The organism is bacterium (assembly GCA_035307765.1).
GTDB lineage: Bacteria > Sysuimicrobiota > Sysuimicrobiia > Sysuimicrobiales > Segetimicrobiaceae > Segetimicrobium.
Map to the genome: position 1 here is coordinate 148,560 of DATGHU010000007.1, position 16,933 is coordinate 165,492.

Consider the following 16,933-nt stretch of genomic DNA (forward strand, 5'->3'; position numbering starts at 1 on the left):
ATTCCCTGCGTTCAGCGGCGGGCGGATTCGAGCAGACGATCAAGTCGCCCGGCCAGCGCCCGCTGGCCGTCCGGTCCGACGAACCCCCCGACCACTTTCCCCTGCACGATCCCATTGGGAGCAATGAACACCGTCGTGGGAAGGCCGGGGATTGAGTAGGCGTCCATCAATTGCTCGCTCGCCACGCGCACGATCGAGTAATCCACATGGTACTGCCCGAGGAACTTGCGTGCGTCGGCGAGTTGGTCCTCGGTGTCGATGCCAACGAACTCGACGCCGCGCGGCCCATACGACCGGTGGAGGCGCACGAGCAGGGGCATCTCCTCGCGACACGGCTCGCACCAGGACGCCCAGAAGTTCAAGAGGACCGGCTTGCCCCGCAGATTGTGTAGGCTGAGCGTACCACCGGAGAGCAGCGGGAGCGAGAAGTCGGGCGCCGGACGCCCCACCGGGGGGAGTCGATCGCCGGCTTGCCCCGCCCCTCCGCGGGGGAGCGGTGGGGCAAGCCGCGGCACGAGCACGAGCGCAATGCCGCCGGCGATCAGCAGGCCGCCGGCGAGAACCGCCAGCAGCGGGACCCGATTGGGGTGACCGGGGTCACGCGGGGCGTGCATGAATACCTTAGTAGGCGCGCGCGTAGTACACGACGTGCCGCGCCGCCGTTCCGCAGACGGGGCAGTTCCCCGTGGGAGGGGCGTCCGCGATCAGCCGCGGCGACGCTCCGCTGTCGCGGCGCAGGAGCTGCTCGCACTTTTCCGCGCCACACCACCCGATCCGCACGAACCCTTTCCGCGCCGCGATTGCGGCGACGAGGTCGTCGACGGTCGAGGCGAGCACGATGTGGCCTTCCAGATAGGCCTTCGCCCGCTGGAACAGCGCCTGCTGGACTTCCTCAAGCGCCGAGGTGACCGCCTCGACCAGGCCGGCGAGCATCACCGATCGGCGATCACCTCCCGCCCGGGGGATCAGGACGGCCTGCTGCTGCGCCAGATCGCGGGGTCCGAGTTCGATGCGCAGCGGGACACCCCGCATCTCCCAATCGTTGAACTTCCACCCGGGGGTGACCTCGACCCGTTCATCAAGGCGAACACGCACGAGCGGCCTTAGGCGCTCGACCACCGCGCGTGACTCCGCCAGTACGTCGTCCCGCGCCTTGCCGGCGAGGATCGGCACGACCACCGCCTGAATGGGGGCCACCCGGGGGGGGAGAACGAGACCTCGATCGTCCCCGTGTACCATGATCAGCCCGCCCACCATCCGCCAGCTCAGCCCCCACGATGTGGTGAAGACGAATTTTTCTGTGTTGTCGCTGTCGAGAAACTTGATGTCGAAAGCGCGGGCGAAGTTCTGGCCGAGGTTGTGGGAGGTCCCGGACTGTAACGCCTGACCGTCCGGCATCAGCGCCTCGATCGTATACGTGTGCAGCGCGCCCGGGAACTTCTCGCTCTCTGGTTTTCGCCCCCCCAGCACCGGGATCGCCAGGTCGGCTTCTACGAAATCGCGATACACCTCGAGCATCTGGCGCGCCTCGGCCTCGGCCTCCTCGGCGGTCCGATGGGCCGTGTGCCCTTCCTGCCACAAGAATTCCATCGTGCGGAGGAACGGGCGGGTGGCCTTCTCCCAGCGCACGACGTTGCACCACTGGTTGATCAGCACCGGCAGGTCTCGGTACGACCGGATCCAGCGGGCGTACATGTGGCCGATCGCGGTCTCCGACGTCGGCCGGACCGCCAGCGGCTCGGCGAGCTCTTCACCGCCGCCGCGGGTCACCCAGGCCACCTCCGGAGCAAATTTCTCCACGTGCTCGGCCTCGCGTTGCAGAAAGCTCTGGGGGATGAACAAGGGGAAATACGCGTTCACATGCCCCGTGGCTTTGAACCGGCGGTCGAGACCCTGCTGCATGAGCTCCCAAATCGTGTATCCGTACGGCCGGATCACTGTGCATCCTCGGACCGGATAGTAGTCCGCGAGCTCCGCTTTGAGGATGACGGCGGTGTACCAGTCCGCCAGGCGCTCCTTGGAGGGGATCTCCTTGACGAACCCACTCTCCTCGGTGGGTTGGGACGCCGAGGGTTGGACCATATCACCGCGCCTCCCATCAGGCCGGGAGCCTCCGCGTCCGCAAGGGACGGGAGGCTCCCGGAACACTACGCGCTCCCTACGACCCGACGCCCGGGCAAGGGAGCCCTCATCGTCTCGCCGGCATTCTAGCACGCGTTTCGCGGAACCGTCAAACGCAGGCCGGCCGATCGCTACTTCCGAACGGCGGACGGCGAGGGCTTCTCGATCGGCACCCCGACGAGACTCCCCCATTCCGTCCACGATCCGTCGTAGTTGCGGACGGTGGGGTAGCCCAGAAGGTACTTCAGGGTGAACCAGGTATGCGATGATCGTTCGCCGATCCGGCAGTAGGCAATGATTTCCTTGTCGGGAGTGATCCCCTTTCCCTGGTACAGCGTCCTGAGCTCGTCCGCCGGCTTAAAGGTCCCATCCTCGCGCACGTTCTGAGTCCAGGAGATGTTTTGCGCGGTGGGGATATGGCCGCCACGCTGCGCCCCTTCCTGCGGGTAGGCGGGCATCGCAATGAGCTCACCGGTGAACTCCTGCGGTGACCGCACGTCCACCAAGGCGACGGCGGGTTTGCCGAGACGCTCGAGGACCTGATCCCGAAACGCCCGGATGCTGAGATCCGCTTCCCGCGCCCGGAACGCCGTCCGGGGGAAGGTGGGGACCTCGATGGTCAACGGGCGGCCCTCGGCGATCCATTTCCCCCGCCCGCCGTTGAGGATCTTCACACGCTCAGCCCCGTAGATCTTAAACAGCCAGAACGTGTAGGTCGCAAACCAGTTGTTCTTGTCGCCGTACAAGACCACCGTCGTGTCGTTCGCGACCCCCTGCGCCCCGAGCAACTGCTCAAACTGCGCCTTGCTCACCCAGTCACGACGGACCGGATCCTGCAACTGCGTCTGCCAGTTGAAGTGAACGGCCCCGGGAATGTGCCCCTGGCCGTACAGGGTCAGGTCCTCTGAGACTTCGACGACTCGAACCGCGGGATCGCCCAAATGTTCGCTGACCCACCCCGTGTCCACCAGGATATCGGGGTTCGCGTACGCTTCCGGCATGGATCTCCCTCCTCACACATCGCTGGAATATGCGGCACGTTGGTGCTTTGGAATCGCGGAGGCCGCGCTGACTGAAGACCCGGTGTCGACGAGGGGAAGGGCGGCGAATCAGAGCCCCCCGACGAAGGCTAGAGCGGCCTCCGCTCGGGACAGATGCACTGGCGAGGCAGATGTGGGATTCGCATCGGCGACTCCTCCTCTTCTAACATTCGAAGAAGGAAGGTGTCAAGAGCCGGCTGCCGCCCCCAGATTGTGCGTGTAGCGCTGCGTGACATAGGCGGCGTATGTTCCGTACGTCAAGAGTTCTCCGTGCGCGAGGTTGGGAATGCTGCTGACCGCATACTGCAGCGTGAAGGCAACCGAGGACAGGGCCAGGATCGCGCCCGTCACCACCCCAAATCCAACCCCCAACAGGATCGTGTCCATGTCCTCACCCCTGTCGATCGCCGCTTATCCCGACCCCTGCACCCCTCCGCAACCCCCCATCCGCCCGAGCGCCGCCTCCCCGACGGGTCGATGGGAAGGGATCCGGCCCGCGAATGCACGAGGCTTCCCCCCGCTGCCAGAATAGCCTGACATCGAGAGGAAGCCTCGCCGTCTCACATCGTCACCTCGCGTCCGCTATTCGCGAAGCCACGCTGCGCCTGCTATGGAATTGTGGCTGTGCCCGCCCGGACGACCGAGCCGGTCGATCCCTGCCCCGCTAGGCGGGGGCCTTCTCGTTCAGCAGATCCGTCGAGAACGGGAGCACGCCTGGGATCAACCACTTCGTCCACATGTCGTCGATCTTTGCCTGGAAGTAGTCGATGTCGTCGTCGGTGAAGTGAGCGAACCGCCCCTGCTTCAGAAGGTAGTCCCGCACCGGAAGCCGCTTTTGCCGGCCCTCCACGATTCCCCGGCTCTTCCCGTACAGACGAAGCTTGTGATTTTCCACGTCGTAGAGGGGCCAGATGCCGGTCAGGACCGCGAGTTCACCCAGCTCATGGGAGAGCATCGGATCATAATCCCACCCCTTGGGACACGGGTCGATGGAGTGAATGAAGGTCGGCCCGCCGATGCTGAGCGCTTTCCGTACCCGATTCATGAAGTCCACGGCATAGCTGGCACAGACCGTGCCGACGTACCGGCATTCCGGATGGCCGGCGGCCAGCATCGCCGCCACATTCTTCTTCCAGCGTTTGTGGAGGATTCGCTTGACCTTGCCGGAGGGGCTGAACGTCGTCACCGCCCCGTACGGCGTGCTGCCCGAGGCCTGGATGTCGGTGTTCGCGTACGACTCGTTGTCGTAGAGGAGTATCAGGTGGTTGTAGTCCATGTGCTGCAGGGCGCCGGAGATCGCAGACAGGCCCATGTCGGCGCCGCCGCCGTCGCCGCAGAAGGAGATCACGTTGATCGGCTCCCGCTTGATCTTGCCCTTGCGCATGAGGGCCCTGAAGGCCGCGGCCGTTCCGACCGCCGCTGAACCCGAGGAGCCGAGTTGGGTGTGCATCCAGGGCACGACCCATGATGTGCTGTAATAGGTCGTGTTCGCGACGTACATGCACCCCGTGCTGCCGAGGACCACGGTACGGGGGCCGGCGGCCTTGACCATCAGCTTCATGACCAGGGCGGACTCGCAGCCCTGGCAGGTGCGGTGGCCCGACGTGAAATACTCCTCCAGCGGCGCCTTCTTGACGCCCTTGATCGGCTCCAGGACGGGAACCGGTGCGTCCAACATCGCGATCTCAGGGGTATCCATCGCTCATCGCCTCCTAGGTTCGCACGCCGATCCACAGGGTGTCCGACGGCGCCTTGCCGGCCTCCGCCGCCTTGCGGGTATGGTCGATCATCTCCCGAACGCCGGGAATCGTCACCTCGCGGCCGCCGAGCCCGATGATGAAGCTGACGACGGGCGGGCGCTTCGGCTGATTGTACAACGTCGCCCGGATCTCGTTGGCGAGCACCCCGCTGTTGAAGGGGGAGCCCATGGAAAAGTCCCGGTCGATCACCCCGACCGCCTTGAACCGCGACAGGAGCGCACCGAGCCGTTCGTAGTCGAACGGGCGGAACCAGCGGATGCGCACGAACCCGACCTTCTGTCCCTGCTCGCGCAGCTTCCGCACCACCACTTTCACCGGCATGGACAGCGTCCCCATGCCGACCAGAACCAGTTCGGCGTCGTCGGTGCGGTACTCTTCGAAAAATGGGTTGCCGTCCCCCCGACCGAAGATCCGGCGGAAGTCCTTGTACGCCTCCTCGACCACGCCGCGGGCGTTCCGCATCGCCTGATCGGTCTGCCGCCGGATCTCCATCAGCCAGTCCTCGTTGACCTGGGGGGCGATGGTGATCGGGTTGTCGGGGTGAAAGCGAAGGTCCCCCCGGTTGTACGGAGGCAGGAACTCGTCGACCCAGGTCTTGGGGGGGATCTTCACCAGCGACTGGGAGTGGGTGAGAAACGCCCCGTCTGTGCTGATCGCGCACGGCAGGAAGACACGACGGTCCTCCGCGATGCGATAGGCGAGCAACGTGGTGTCGAGCGCTTCCTGGGCGGTGTCGACCCAGACGTGCATCCACCCGAGATCCCGCGCGGCAAGCGCGTCGTTGTGCTCCGTCCCGAATGCCCCGGGATCGTCCAGGGCCCGATTCCCCACCATCGCCAGCAAGGGGATGCGCAGAGCCGGGGTCACGGCGATGGCCTCAAACGCATAGCACCAACCGACTCCGCTCGAGCCGCACATCGCACGGGCGCCGACGGCCCCGGCGTGCTTGGCGATTTCGAACTGACTGTGCTCGCTCTCGGCAACGATGTACTCGGCATCCTGCTCGCCGTTGGCGATCTGTTTGGCCACGTACTGCATCAACGTATCGTACGGCCGGATGGGATACGCGGTCAGCACGTCCACATCCGCGAGCCTGGTGGCAACCGCGACCGCCTCGCTTCCGCTGATCAGCGCTTCCTGCTCGGCTTCTGCGATCCGGACCGCGGTCGCCGAATCGGCATCCATTAGTCCTCACCCCCCGGTGTCCCCGTGCCTTGTTTCGTCACCTGCTCCTCGTACAACCCCCGGTAGCGGAACCCGTGCGACCGCTCGGATCGAACCTTGATCTTCGATTCCACCCAGGCTTTGTAGGCACCCTTGTCCTGCTTGAACTGTTCCCACTGGCTCTTGTTGTTGTCGAAGGCCGCCTCGTTGACCATGGTGATGCACTGGTCGACCGGGCAGACCGCCTCGCAGACTCCGCAGCCGCAGCAGGACTCGGCGTTCAGGTCGTACGTCCCGTCGGGCATGACGTCGAAGCACGAATCGGGGCACTGCAGCCAGCACAGCGTGCACTTGATGCACTTGTCGAAATCGACAACCGGCCGCATCGTCCGGGTGGAGAACTTCTTGAAGTAGGGATTCCGCGCCGGCCGGTAGCCGCCGATCTCGTCCCCATACTTGATCGGCTCCCCGAGCTTGATCGCATCGATCGTGACGCCTTCCCGCATCTTGGTCCAGCCGGGCATGTCGAACCGGTAGGGGACCTCAGGGTTCCCCTCACCCGGCTTCACGGTGCGTACCGTCGTCTGGTCGTACGCCCGGCGCGCCGACCGAACTTTGAGATCGTCCCGCCACTCATCCTGGATCGCGGCGGTGATGCTGTCGAGGCTCACCAGTTCCGGGCACACCTTCGGAAGCGCCCCCAGGATCCGGACGTCGGTGTGGTCGTCCTTATACACCCACAGCCCAGAAAAGCTCGGGATCGCCGGGAGCACCGCCAGGCGGTAGGGGTGGGTCTTGGTGTGGCAGAACTTGATCAGTTCCTCCGCGGGGAGCGTCGAGGTCACCACCAGCGTGCCGTTCTCGCGGATCTTCTGATTGATCGGCTGGAGGCCGTACCAGGCCCAGGATTCCACGCCCTTGCACATCATGTCGTCCACGTTGACCGTAACGTCGGTCTGCTCCGGCTCGTACTGGGCCATGCTGAGCTGCAGTTCTTCCTCGTCCGGAGCCACGATCGCAAAGTTCTTCGCCGGGATCCCGTTGCGCTCGGGTGAATCCCCATACCGGCCGAAAGCGGTCCCAATCTTCCCTTCCTTGCGCGCCGCCAAGACGATCCCGCGGCAGATATTCTTCGCCAGGGTCTTCTGGAAGATCCCCCGGTAGACTACCTCCACCGAGATGGTACGTGCCATCCCCCACCTCCTGCCGGGCTCACGCCCCGGCTGCGGACCTCGCCCCGGTGCCTGCTCCAGCGCCCGGCGCACGTCCTGCCTTCTCACCGCCCGCGGAGCGGTCTCCACGTGCGGCCTGACCATCTGCATCCTCTCGCCTCAGCGGGGAGAAGAGGATCTGCTCGATCTCCTCGATGTGGAGCCGCATTTCGGCCGCGGCCGCCTCTGGATCCCGACTACGGATCGCGTCAAGGATCCGGCGGTGGCCGTTCAGCGACTTCCCGGCACGTCCGGGTCCCTGCAGCGAGCGGGCCCGGCTGTCTTTGAGAAGATCCATCACCACATCGATGACCCGCAGAACCACCTGGTTCTTCGCAGCGGTGGCGATCCGATAGTGAAACTCGTTGTCCTCGGCGATGGCGATCTCTCCGACTCGAACCCGCTCGGCCTGTCGGGTCAGGATCTCATCCATGGCCTCCAGGTCCTCGGCGGTGGCGCGCAGCGACGCCGCTCTGGCCAACGGGGGCTCGAGCATTTTGCGCATGTCGAAGAGATCGGCGGTGAGGTCTTTGGACGCGGCGAGCGCGTCGGCAAGGGGGCTCACGATCGCGTCAATGGGAATCTGCTTGACGATCGTCCCCTCACCTGGTCGGGGCTCGACCAACCCCCGCATCTCGAGCACGCGGATGGCGTCGCGGACCGACGTACGGCTCACCCCGAACATCTCGGCCAGTTCACGCTCGGGGGGCAGGTGGTCCCCCGGCTCCAGCCGACCCTCGGCGATCAACCGATGGATTTGAGACGCCACCTCGGCATAGACCTTGGTGCGTCGCACCGGTTCAAGATCATCGCGGATCGGCTTGCCCGTGTCCTGAGAGATCGACGCGTCCCCCGGACCGGCCGTGGGGCCGGTTAGTCAGTGCTGGCCCAATGGTTGGACCAATGTTCGCGTAAAGTATAGGAACTTAAATGGAGGTGTGTCAAGAGCCTCCAGGGTCTGAGATGGGGCCCGAAGACGCTAGGGGGCCCTCCGATTGAGTGGTCAAACGTTTGGATGGCCGGATTGCTCTAAAAAGCCAGACGGGGGTGCCTCAACGACGCCACCCCCATCAGAACCCCCCTGAGACTCGAAGGTTTGGGGATCGCGGGAAATCCGGCCGGGGAAGGTCGTTGCCGCCGTTGCGCCGCATGAATCCCGTGTTTGGTCATGCCCCCCCGTGGCGGTCGGCCGCCTCCGGCCTGACCACCGGCACGGCGAGCCCGGCCGCCGGCAGACGGGATTCCACCGCCTCCGGGGCATACCGGCGGAGAAGGTCTAGTCCGAGCTTGGCTCGCCTGACCCGCTCACGCGACAAGGCGATCGCGGTGTGCTCCAGATGCCCTCCGGAGGGATAGAGATTCGGGGCATTCCGAAGGCCAAATTTGACATAGATGGGCGCGGCCACGCGGACCAGTTCCGGAATCTCGTAGTGTCGCACGAATCCTCCAATATCGTCCGGCGCCTCGACGTACACGTCGAGCGGGATCTCGACGGCCTGCCGTATCGCAGCGATCTGGGCGAGGGTAAGGTCCGTGGGGATGTTGAACGTGTTTGCGCCCAACCGTTCCATCAGTCTGATCGCCGCGGGGTTGGCCGATCCCATCATCACGCTGATCTTGAACTGCATCTCCTGCGGGACCTCGCCCGCCCGGCGCATTTCATCGGCGACCCACAGCGCCCCCTCGTCGGCCAAGAGCACGCTTCGAATCCCGAGCCGCGACGCCCGCCTAACGTCCTCCAAACAATAGACGAGCTGGTCTTGCCCCCGCAGTCGCGACGCAACCACCCTCCCCCCGCTGGAAACGGCCATGGCGCCGACATCCCAAGCCGCATGCGGGCGGGCGAAGAGGCTGACTTCCATGTTCCGAGCGGCCGCCAGCCGGGCCATCGCCAGGATCTCGTCGTCAGTTTGCAGCATGACGCCGCTCCCCTGCGAAACCCGATGGATCGTCACGCCGAGGCGATCCGCTTCCTCGAGAATCGCCTCGAGCGCGCGAGGGCCTTCGGTGCTGGGGATCTCCACCCGGTATTGCGCCCCATCGGCAAAACGTTTGGCCGAGGTCGGAAGGGTATGCGCGTCGCCCTCCGGCAATCCCAAGCGGCCCAAGAACGCCCGTGTTTCCTTCACGCCTTCCCTCCTATCCTCTGGGCTCGGCAGATCGTCGAGGTCGGTCGAGATTGCGTGAACAGCGCGGTCCATTCGGGGGACCGGTTTGCGCGCGCATCATCGTCACCGAATCTGTGGGAAATTCATGCCTGAGGCCATTCCCCCGCCTCCCGCCACTGGACGTCGACCGGGTGGACGGCCAGATCGATTCACGGTGCGAGGATCCGGAGCCCCCACCCCCAACACTTCTTGGGCCCTATTGCGTCGATCGCCTCGATGGGTGTTGAAGAACCTGGCGTCCGGTCCCCATTGACCACGATGAGGAACATCGCGCCCTCCGCATCGCGGGTCGCCGTCACCGAATGGACAGGATCATCACGGGCCGGAGGAATTGCGCGGTGTATCTCGATCCTTTGACAACCCGGGGGGAAGTCCTTCCTCTCCTGCTTTGGAGGTTTCGGCGGCCGGGTGCGCATCGACACCTCAGGCTCCTCACCGCCAAGTCCAGCCATCGTCGGCTCCCGCCAAAGGGCAGCCACCGAAGGGAGGAACCACTGTATGACGCTTTCCCAGAAGATCGCCCTCGTGACGGGAGCCAACCGGGGGATCGGGTTCGAAGTCTGCCGACAACTTTCGGACGCGGGGCTGCACGTCATCCTCGCCAGTCGAGACCCGGTGAAAGGCCGACACGCCGCCGGGCGGCTGCGGGCCGAAGACCGGGAGGTGAGCGTCCAACCCCTCGATGTCACGGATCCGAAGAGCGTCGCCGGGCTGCTTCGCGCGGTCCGGAGGCAGTTTGGCCGTCTCGACGTGCTGATCAACAACGCCGGGGTCTACCTCGACGAAGGGGTGAGCGTGTTCGACGTCGGCACGGCCGTGATGCGGGCAACCCTGGAAGTGAACTTCTTCGGGCCACTCTCGCTGTGCCGGGCGTTCGTCCCGTTGATGCAGGCGCACGGGTACGGGCGGGTGGTGAACGTGTCCTCGAGAGCCGGACAGCTCACCGGGATGAGGGGGCGGACAGCGGCGTATAAGGTGTCGAAGGCGGCGCTCAACGCGCTGACCCTGATCGTGGCGGACGAGGTTCGTCCCGCCATCAAGGTCAACGCGATGTACCCGGGGTGGGTCCGCACGGACATGGGCGGCCCGCACGCGCCGCGAAGCCCTGAGGAGGCCGCGGACACCGTGGTCTGGCTGGCCACCCTGCCGGCATCCGGGCCGACCGGGGGGTTCTTCCGTGACCGGAAACGGATCGCCTGGTGATCGGTGTTCGCTCTGGACCATTCGGCGGCACCGCACCGGCGGCCGAGAGGAAACGCTTCGACGCGGGAGGTCTGCGCTCTGAGAAGATCCCGCGCGCGTCGTCCATGCTATCATGAGGCCATGGCGCTCTCGGCGGTTCCACGACGTCCGCCCTTCCGGCGGGGCGAAGAGGTCTCGCTCGCGATCGACCGGATGGCCTACGGCGGCCGCGGCGTGGGACGCGTCAACGGGTACGTGGTGTTCGTGCCGGACACCGCGCCCGGGGATCGGGTTCGGGCTCGCCTGTGGCGGGTCAGGCCCGCGTACGCGGAGGCGGACTTGGTGGAAGTCGAGACCCCCTCGGAGGCCCGCACCGCGCCCCCCTGCCCCCACTTCGGCCCCTGCGGTGGGTGCGTCTGGCAGCACCTGGACTATCGGACGCAGTTGGCGGCAAAGGAGAGCATCGTCCGCGAAAGCCTGGCCCACCTGGGCGGCCTGCGCGATCTCGAGGTGAGGCCCATCCTGCCGATGCCCGACCCCTGGTACTACCGGAACAAGATGGAGTTCGCGTTTCACCCGACGTCGATGCTCGGCCTGCACCGACGAGGTGCGTTCGACCAGATCGTGCCGATCACCGACTGCAGGCTCCAATCGCCGACGACGAACGAGATCCTTGGAATCGTGAGGGAGTGGGCGGGCGCGTCGGGACTCTCGCGGTACGACGCGCGCACGCATACCGGGCTGCTCCGTCAGGTCGTGATCCGTGAAGGAAAGCGCACGGGGGAGATTATGGTTGGACTGATCACCGCTGCGCCGGAGGTGCCCGGGACCGGGATCCTCGCCCAGCGCCTCGTCACGTCGGTCGCCGGGATCGCCAGCGTCGTTCACGGAGTCAATCCCGGCCCCTCGGACGGCCTTCCGCTCACGGCCGTCTCGCTCCTAGCGGGCCGGCCCTATATTATGGAAGAGCTCGCGGGGTTCCGTTTCCGGATCGGGTTGGAAACGTTCTTCCAACCCAACACCGTTCAGGCCGGCCGCCTGGTCGAGGTGGTCGAAGCGGCCGCGGCGGAGCGGAGCGGTGGGGTTGTCTTCGATCTCTACTGCGGCGGCGGAACATTCTCACTCCCGCTCGCGCGCCACGCCCGCCGCGTCTATGGGGTGGACATCGTTACCGCGGCCGTCGAGGCCGCCGCGGCGAACGCCACCGTCAACGGCGTGGCGAACGTCGAGTTTGCCGCCGGAGACGTCCGCCGGCTGCTGCCGGAGTTGGTCCACCGGACCGGTCCCCCACAGCTCGTGGTCTTGGACCCCCCCCGCAGCGGCGCTGGCAGCCGGGTGATGCAAAAGATCGTCGCCACCCGGGCGCCGCGGATCGCCTACGTTTCGTGCAATCCCACCACACTCGCGCCCGACCTCGGCGAGCTGGTCCACGGCGGGTACGCGATCCGGACGGTGCAGCCGGTGGATCAATTTCCCCACACCTACCACGTGGAGTGCGTCGTTCTGCTCGAACAGGACGGCGTGCCGGCCACCTGAGGAGGTCGCGGGCCGCCGCCCGAGGGGAACGCCGCTAGGCTGCGCCCGCCGTCTTCACGAAGAGCGGCATCAGGTCGACGCCTCGAAGCGTGCCGAGGCTGCCGTGCGCGGACGCCGCCTCGCTGAACTCCTGGCTGCCGTCCGGGGTGACGCCCGCTCCGGCGAGGAGCAGCGGCACCGGATCGTCGGAGTGGCTGTGTAGCGCGCACGGCGTGGCATGGTCGGCCGTCACGGCGATGATCAGCTTCCCAAGGTCGATCGAGGGCAGCAGCGTGCCGAAGAACGCGCGGTCGATCAGCGCGATGACATCCCGCTTCGCCTCCGGCTCGCCGTCGTGACCGGGCTCGTCGGGTCCTTTGATGTGGATGTAGAGCCCCCCGGTCCTGGTGATCTCCCGCGCCGCCGTCCGCGCCCACTCCGCATAGACGGTCGCTTTGTCCGCCCCGCTCGGCGGCACCGGAATCACCGTCATGCCGGTGAGCTCGGCGATTCCTCGTTCGACCGGCATCTCCACGAAGCACCCGAAGGTGACGCCGAACCGTTCGGCGATCGGCGGCATCGTCGGGAGGTGATCTCCCCCGTCTCGCACCAGGATCAGGTTCGCGGGCATGTGGTGTTCGCGACGCCGCTGCTCGTTGGTGGGATGGCGGTCGAGCATCTCGTACGCCTTTTGGGTAAACTCGTTGACGAGCGCGGCGGCGATCCGGGCCTCCTCGCTCCCATCGAGCGGCTCGCACCGCCCCACCGTGGAGCCGGCGTGGGCGACCGCCACGCCCAGGCCTTCGACGCGGGCATAGGCGGGATCGGTGTTGCTGATCTTTCCGGAGAGGCGGCCACCCCTGCGCCGGAGCACCACGCCGCACCGATACCCGATGCTGGCCCGCACCTCCAATTCCGCGGGCGCGGCGGTCAGGCGCAGATCGGACGTCAGGGCATCGGCCAGCGACCGGGCCTCTTCGGAGGTCAAGTTGCGCCCCGCTCTGCGGTCGAGGATCCGCCCCCCCTCGCCCCCCGTGGCGAAGTTGCCCCGAAGGGCCAGATCGCCATCGTGGAAGGGGATGCCCGCGCCGACCGCCTCGAACACGCCGCGGCCCGTATGGTAGGCGAACGGATCGTACCCGAGGATCGCCGTCACCGCGACGTCCGACTCGGGAGCGATCCCCTGCCCCACGGTCTGCACCTGCCCGGTGCGGCCTCGGCGGGCCAGCGCGGTCATGTGCGGGATCTCGGCCGCTGCCAGCGGCGTGCGGCCGCCGAGCGCCTCCACCGGGCGGTCGCCCAGCCCATCGAGGACCACATAGAGGATCGGGCGCATCGGCCTACTTGCCCAGCCGCTCGACGAGTTCGCGGCTGAGCGTGCCGCGCGAGGTTTCCTCGACCGGCCCGGTCAACTTGAGGGAGAAATCCGAGGCGACGTGAACTCGAAGGACGCCCCCAGGGCTGTGCACCGCGACGTCCCGCCCGGTGTACCCGTGGCGAACGCAGGCGGCCGCGACCGCGCTGCTGCTGCTGCCGGACGCCATCGTCTCCCCCGCGCCGCGCTCCCAGATGCGGATGGTGACCCGGTTGGTCGAGTCGACCCGGACGAACTGGACGTTCGTGCGGTGCGGAAACATCGGATGGTGTTCCAGGCTCGACCCGAGCTGCGGCAGGTCGATCGAGGCGAAGTCATCGACAAACACGACGCAGTGCGGGTTGCCCACCGAGACCGCGGTGATGCGGAGCGTGTGGCGGTCCACCGAGATCTCCTCATCCACGACCTCCCGATCGCGCCCGGTGACGGGGATCTCGCGGCCGCGGAATGTGGCGCGGCCCATCCCGGCGGTGATCATGCGCACGCGACGGCCGCGCAGCTGGAGGGTGATCGGGACGAGCCCGCCTCTCGTTTCAAGCGTGAACTGCGCACGCCGGGTGTAGCCGTGGTCCCAAAGGCACTTGGCGAAAATTCGGGCGCCGTTGCCGCTCTTCTCCGCCTCACTTCCATCGGGGTTGAAGACGCGCATCGCGAAATCGGCGCGACGGCTCCGCTCGATCGTCAGGATGCCATCCGATCCGACACCGAGGTTCCGGTGGCAGATCGCCCGCACCGCCGCCCGGGAGAGCGAAAACGAGAGCGCGCGGGGGTCAACGACGAGGTAGTCGTTCCCGAGCGCGTGCGACTTCACGTACTCGTTCCGCCGCAACCGCGCCACGACGCTATCGCCCCCTGGAGCGCCGTTGGCGGGTGCGCTGGCGGCGGAGGGCGTTGTCGACGATCCGGCTCACCAGTGCGGTGAAATCGATGCCCGCCGCCGCGGCCGCCTTGGGCAGCAGGCTCCCGTGGGTCAATCCCGGGATGGTGTTCAGCTCGAGCACCAGGACCTTGCCGTCGGCGATGAACATGTCCGTCCTCGACATTCCCTCGCACCCCAGGGCCCGGTGAGCGCGGAGGGCGAGTTGCTGGGCCTGCTTCGCCTGGACCGCGCTGATCCGAGCTGGCACAATCTCCTCGCTGCCCCCCGGGGTGTACTTGGCCTCGTACGTGAAGAACTCCCGCTTGGGCACGATCTCGATCACCGGGAGGGGGGACGGGATGCCGGTCTTTGGATCCTCGAGGATCGCGCAGGTGATCTCGGTGCCGCGCAGATACTCCTCGACGAGCACGACGTCGCCGAACTCGACGGCACGCTCCACGGCCGGCGTCAGGGCATCTTCGGTGCCCACGATGCTGACCCCGACGCTCGAACCCTGCGCGTTCGGTTTCACCACGCAGGGGAACCCCAGATCCCGGGCGACCTGGGCCGCCACCTCCAGCCGATTGCCCGGCCACGCGCCGCCGTCGACGGTGACGAACCGGGGGAACGGCAGCCCGTTCGCCATCCCGATCTGACGGCTGCGGAGCTTGTCCATCGCCAGCGCGCTCGCCAGCACACCTGAGCCGGTGTAAGGGATGCCAAGCAGTTCGAGGAGGCCTTGGATCGTGCCGTCTTCACCGTACGGACCGTGCAGGACGATGAACGCCAGGTCCACGGTTCCGTCGCCGACCGTCTCTCCGATGCCGTGGGGAGCCATGGTGGTCGCTCCGGTGGCGGTGGGGACGCCGCCCACCTCGGGAGGACCCGCGGCGCCGGCCAACCTCAGCAGGTCCGGCCGGGGGAGGAATTTCCCCTCGCGCGTGATTTCGTAGACCAGCGCATCGAACCGGGTGCGGTCGATCGCCTGCAGCACCTGCACGCCCCCAGCCAACGACACATCCCGTTCGGGCGACGGGCCGCCCATCAAAATGGCGACACGCGGACGCTTCGCCCCGGTCGTTTTCGGATCAGCCGCCATGAGTCCCGGGGCATCTTCGGGGATGGAGGAGCAATCCCTGCCGGTGCCGTACGATGATCGCCATGTCGGTCTCCGGTGTGATCTTCGACCTCGGCAGCACGCTCATTCATCGCACGGGCCTCGAGCTCGAGCGCGAGAAGTGCGCCGCCCTGGCGGCGCTCGCCCGGACCGAGTGGGGGTGCCGCGACTCATCGGCGCTGGCCGCCCGCCTGCTCGAGATCCGCCTCGATGGATGGCGCCGGTCCGAAGAGGAACTTGTCGAGCGGGTGGCCACCGACTCGATCGCCACGGCCTTTCGAGAGATGCACCTCCCCACCGATGCGGCCACCCTGCGCCGGGCCGAACGGGCTTTCTTCGAACCCGAGGTGCGGATCAGCCGGCTTTACCCCGGCGCTCTCAAGGCGCTCGATGCGCTCCGGGGGATGGGATTGCGCCTGGGGATGATCAGCAACGCCACCAGCCACCAGTTGATCCTTGACATCACCGCCAAGCACGGCATCGGGGCGTACTTCGATCCGCTCCTGACCTCCGCCGGGTTCGGGAAGGTCAAACCCCACCCAGCCATTTTTACCCAGGTCCTGGACGCCTGGCATGCGGCCGCGGCGTCGGTCGTGATGGTCGGGGATACGCTGGGCGCGGACGTGCTCGGGGCTCGCACCGTGGGAATGCGGTCGATCCTCGTGGATATCGAACCCAATCCGGCGAACACCGCGTTCGCGGACAGCACCCGGCCGACGGAACGGGTCACGTCCCTGGAGGAAATCCCCTCGCTGCTCAACCGGTGGGCCGCCGCTCCCCCACCGGGGTAAGCCGACGTTCGGGCGGAGAGGCCAGCCTCAGGGACCGCCCGACACCGCACTCGGCGCCCGCTCCGCTCCGCCAAACGCCCGCATCGCTTACCGGATCCGCTCCGCGGCCTCGCCCCCCGGAGAGGTGAGGGAACTCCGCGGCCAGCCGGCGCGCCGACCCAGGAGGAGCGACTCGTGCAGCCGCAAGCTCGCCGATCTGATCCGGGCCGCTCGCGGCCGGATGAGCATTCTCACCGCGTGAATGTCCCCCCCGCTCCGCTTCACGCCAACCACCCGGGGGATGGTCTCCAGCCGAAGCAGGGTGGGGAGCGCGATCGCCGCCCGAGGGATCACGTTGTACACGAGCGTGTACCCTTCGCCCGTGCTGCCGCCGACGACCAGCCCCAGCGCTCCCGCCTCGCAGCACGCGCGCCTCTTCGCGCAACGCCCCCAGGTCCACGTCGCCCTCGCGCGTGAGCGGGGTGAGCATCGGAGGAATGATTCCGCGCAGCCGCAGCGTGCCCATCATCTCTCCCTCCCGCGTTCAGCCGCCGGAGCGGGCGATCAACGGGCGCTCCTCTCCACGCCTCGCCGATCCGTCACATCCGGCTCAGGGCTTGATCGAAGTCATCGATCAGATCCTCGAGATCT

General features: G+C 66.9%; 16 protein-coding genes. 3 read left to right on the forward strand and 13 right to left on the reverse strand.

All coding sequences use genetic code 11. From position 1 onward, the window contains the following. Nucleotides 1–11: 11 nt before the first annotated feature. From VKV57_03005 to VKV57_03045, 9 genes are all read right to left on the reverse strand, one after another. On the reverse strand, nt 12–614 hold the full coding sequence (locus VKV57_03005; GenBank protein ID HLW58875.1) for a TlpA disulfide reductase family protein: 603 nt from the start codon (nt 612–614) through the stop codon (nt 12–14). A gap of 7 nt (nt 615–621) precedes the next feature. Beyond that, entirely contained in the window at nt 622–2,082 is a 1,461-nt protein-coding gene (gene proS / locus VKV57_03010; protein HLW58876.1) for a proline--tRNA ligase, read from the reverse strand. Nucleotides 2,083–2,252: 170 nt separating this feature from the next. Continuing rightward, nucleotides 2,253–3,122: a sulfurtransferase gene (locus VKV57_03015; GenBank protein ID HLW58877.1), complete on the reverse strand. Its 870-nt coding sequence runs from the start codon at nt 3,120–3,122 to the stop codon at nt 2,253–2,255. Nucleotides 3,123–3,347: 225 nt separating this feature from the next. Continuing rightward, a complete protein-coding gene (locus tag VKV57_03020) occupies nt 3,348–3,548 on the reverse strand; it encodes a hypothetical protein (GenBank protein HLW58878.1) in 201 nt (66 codons plus the stop codon). Between the two features lie 277 nt (nt 3,549–3,825). Beyond that, nucleotides 3,826–4,860, reverse strand: coding sequence for a thiamine pyrophosphate-dependent enzyme (locus VKV57_03025; GenBank protein ID HLW58879.1), 1,035 nt, complete (start codon nt 4,858–4,860; stop codon nt 3,826–3,828). A gap of 13 nt (nt 4,861–4,873) precedes the next feature. Continuing rightward, nucleotides 4,874–6,106: a pyruvate ferredoxin oxidoreductase gene (locus VKV57_03030; protein ID HLW58880.1), complete on the reverse strand. Its 1,233-nt coding sequence runs from the start codon at nt 6,104–6,106 to the stop codon at nt 4,874–4,876. Continuing rightward, nucleotides 6,106–7,278 carry a 4Fe-4S dicluster-binding protein gene (locus VKV57_03035; protein ID HLW58881.1) on the reverse strand — a complete coding sequence of 391 codons (1,173 nt, stop codon included), beginning with the start codon at nt 7,276–7,278 and terminating at the stop codon, nt 6,106–6,108. The genes VKV57_03030 and VKV57_03035 overlap by 1 nt, the downstream gene beginning before the upstream one ends. Nucleotides 7,279–7,297: 19 nt before the next feature. After that, nucleotides 7,298–8,092, reverse strand: coding sequence for a FadR/GntR family transcriptional regulator (locus tag VKV57_03040; protein HLW58882.1), 795 nt, complete (start codon nt 8,090–8,092; stop codon nt 7,298–7,300). Nucleotides 8,093–8,462: 370 nt separating this feature from the next. Continuing rightward, entirely contained in the window at nt 8,463–9,425 is a 963-nt protein-coding gene (locus VKV57_03045; protein ID HLW58883.1) for a U32 family peptidase, read from the reverse strand. Nucleotides 9,426–9,962: 537 nt separating this feature from the next. Between VKV57_03045 and VKV57_03050 the strand changes: the two genes are divergently transcribed. Together VKV57_03050 and rlmD are read left to right on the forward strand one after the other, a co-directional pair. Then, nucleotides 9,963–10,667, forward strand: a complete 705-nt coding sequence (locus tag VKV57_03050; protein ID HLW58884.1) for an SDR family oxidoreductase — start codon at nt 9,963–9,965, stop codon at nt 10,665–10,667. A gap of 120 nt (nt 10,668–10,787) precedes the next feature. Then, nucleotides 10,788–12,182 carry a 23S rRNA (uracil(1939)-C(5))-methyltransferase RlmD gene (rlmD, locus tag VKV57_03055; GenBank protein ID HLW58885.1) on the forward strand — a complete coding sequence of 465 codons (1,395 nt, stop codon included), beginning with the start codon at nt 10,788–10,790 and terminating at the stop codon, nt 12,180–12,182. 34 nt (nt 12,183–12,216) lie between these two features. Here the strand turns inward: rlmD and VKV57_03060 are convergent, their stop codons facing one another. Genes VKV57_03060 through VKV57_03070 form a run of 3 tightly spaced genes read right to left on the reverse strand, consistent with a single transcriptional unit; the run spans nt 12,217 to nt 15,494 of the window. Continuing rightward, nucleotides 12,217–13,497, reverse strand: coding sequence for an alkaline phosphatase family protein (locus VKV57_03060; GenBank protein HLW58886.1), 1,281 nt, complete (start codon nt 13,495–13,497; stop codon nt 12,217–12,219). Nucleotides 13,498–13,501: 4 nt separating this feature from the next. Next, the gene (dapF, locus tag VKV57_03065; GenBank protein ID HLW58887.1) at nt 13,502–14,374 is read right to left on the reverse strand and encodes a diaminopimelate epimerase; all 873 of its coding nucleotides are present in this window, start codon (nt 14,372–14,374) and stop codon (nt 13,502–13,504) included. A gap of 4 nt (nt 14,375–14,378) precedes the next feature. Then, a complete protein-coding gene (locus VKV57_03070; GenBank protein ID HLW58888.1) occupies nt 14,379–15,494 on the reverse strand; it encodes a D-alanine--D-alanine ligase in 1,116 nt (371 codons plus the stop codon). 53 nt (nt 15,495–15,547) lie between these two features. On the opposite strand from VKV57_03070, the gene VKV57_03075 reads away from it, so the two are divergent. Then, complete coding sequence (locus VKV57_03075; protein ID HLW58889.1) at nt 15,548–16,303, forward strand: HAD family hydrolase; 756 nt, start codon at nt 15,548–15,550, stop codon at nt 16,301–16,303. 87 nt (nt 16,304–16,390) lie between these two features. On the opposite strand, the gene VKV57_03080 is transcribed toward VKV57_03075, so the two are convergent. After that, nucleotides 16,391–16,645 carry a hypothetical protein gene (locus VKV57_03080; GenBank protein HLW58890.1) on the reverse strand — a complete coding sequence of 85 codons (255 nt, stop codon included), beginning with the start codon at nt 16,643–16,645 and terminating at the stop codon, nt 16,391–16,393. Nucleotides 16,646–16,933 lie beyond the last annotated feature (288 nt).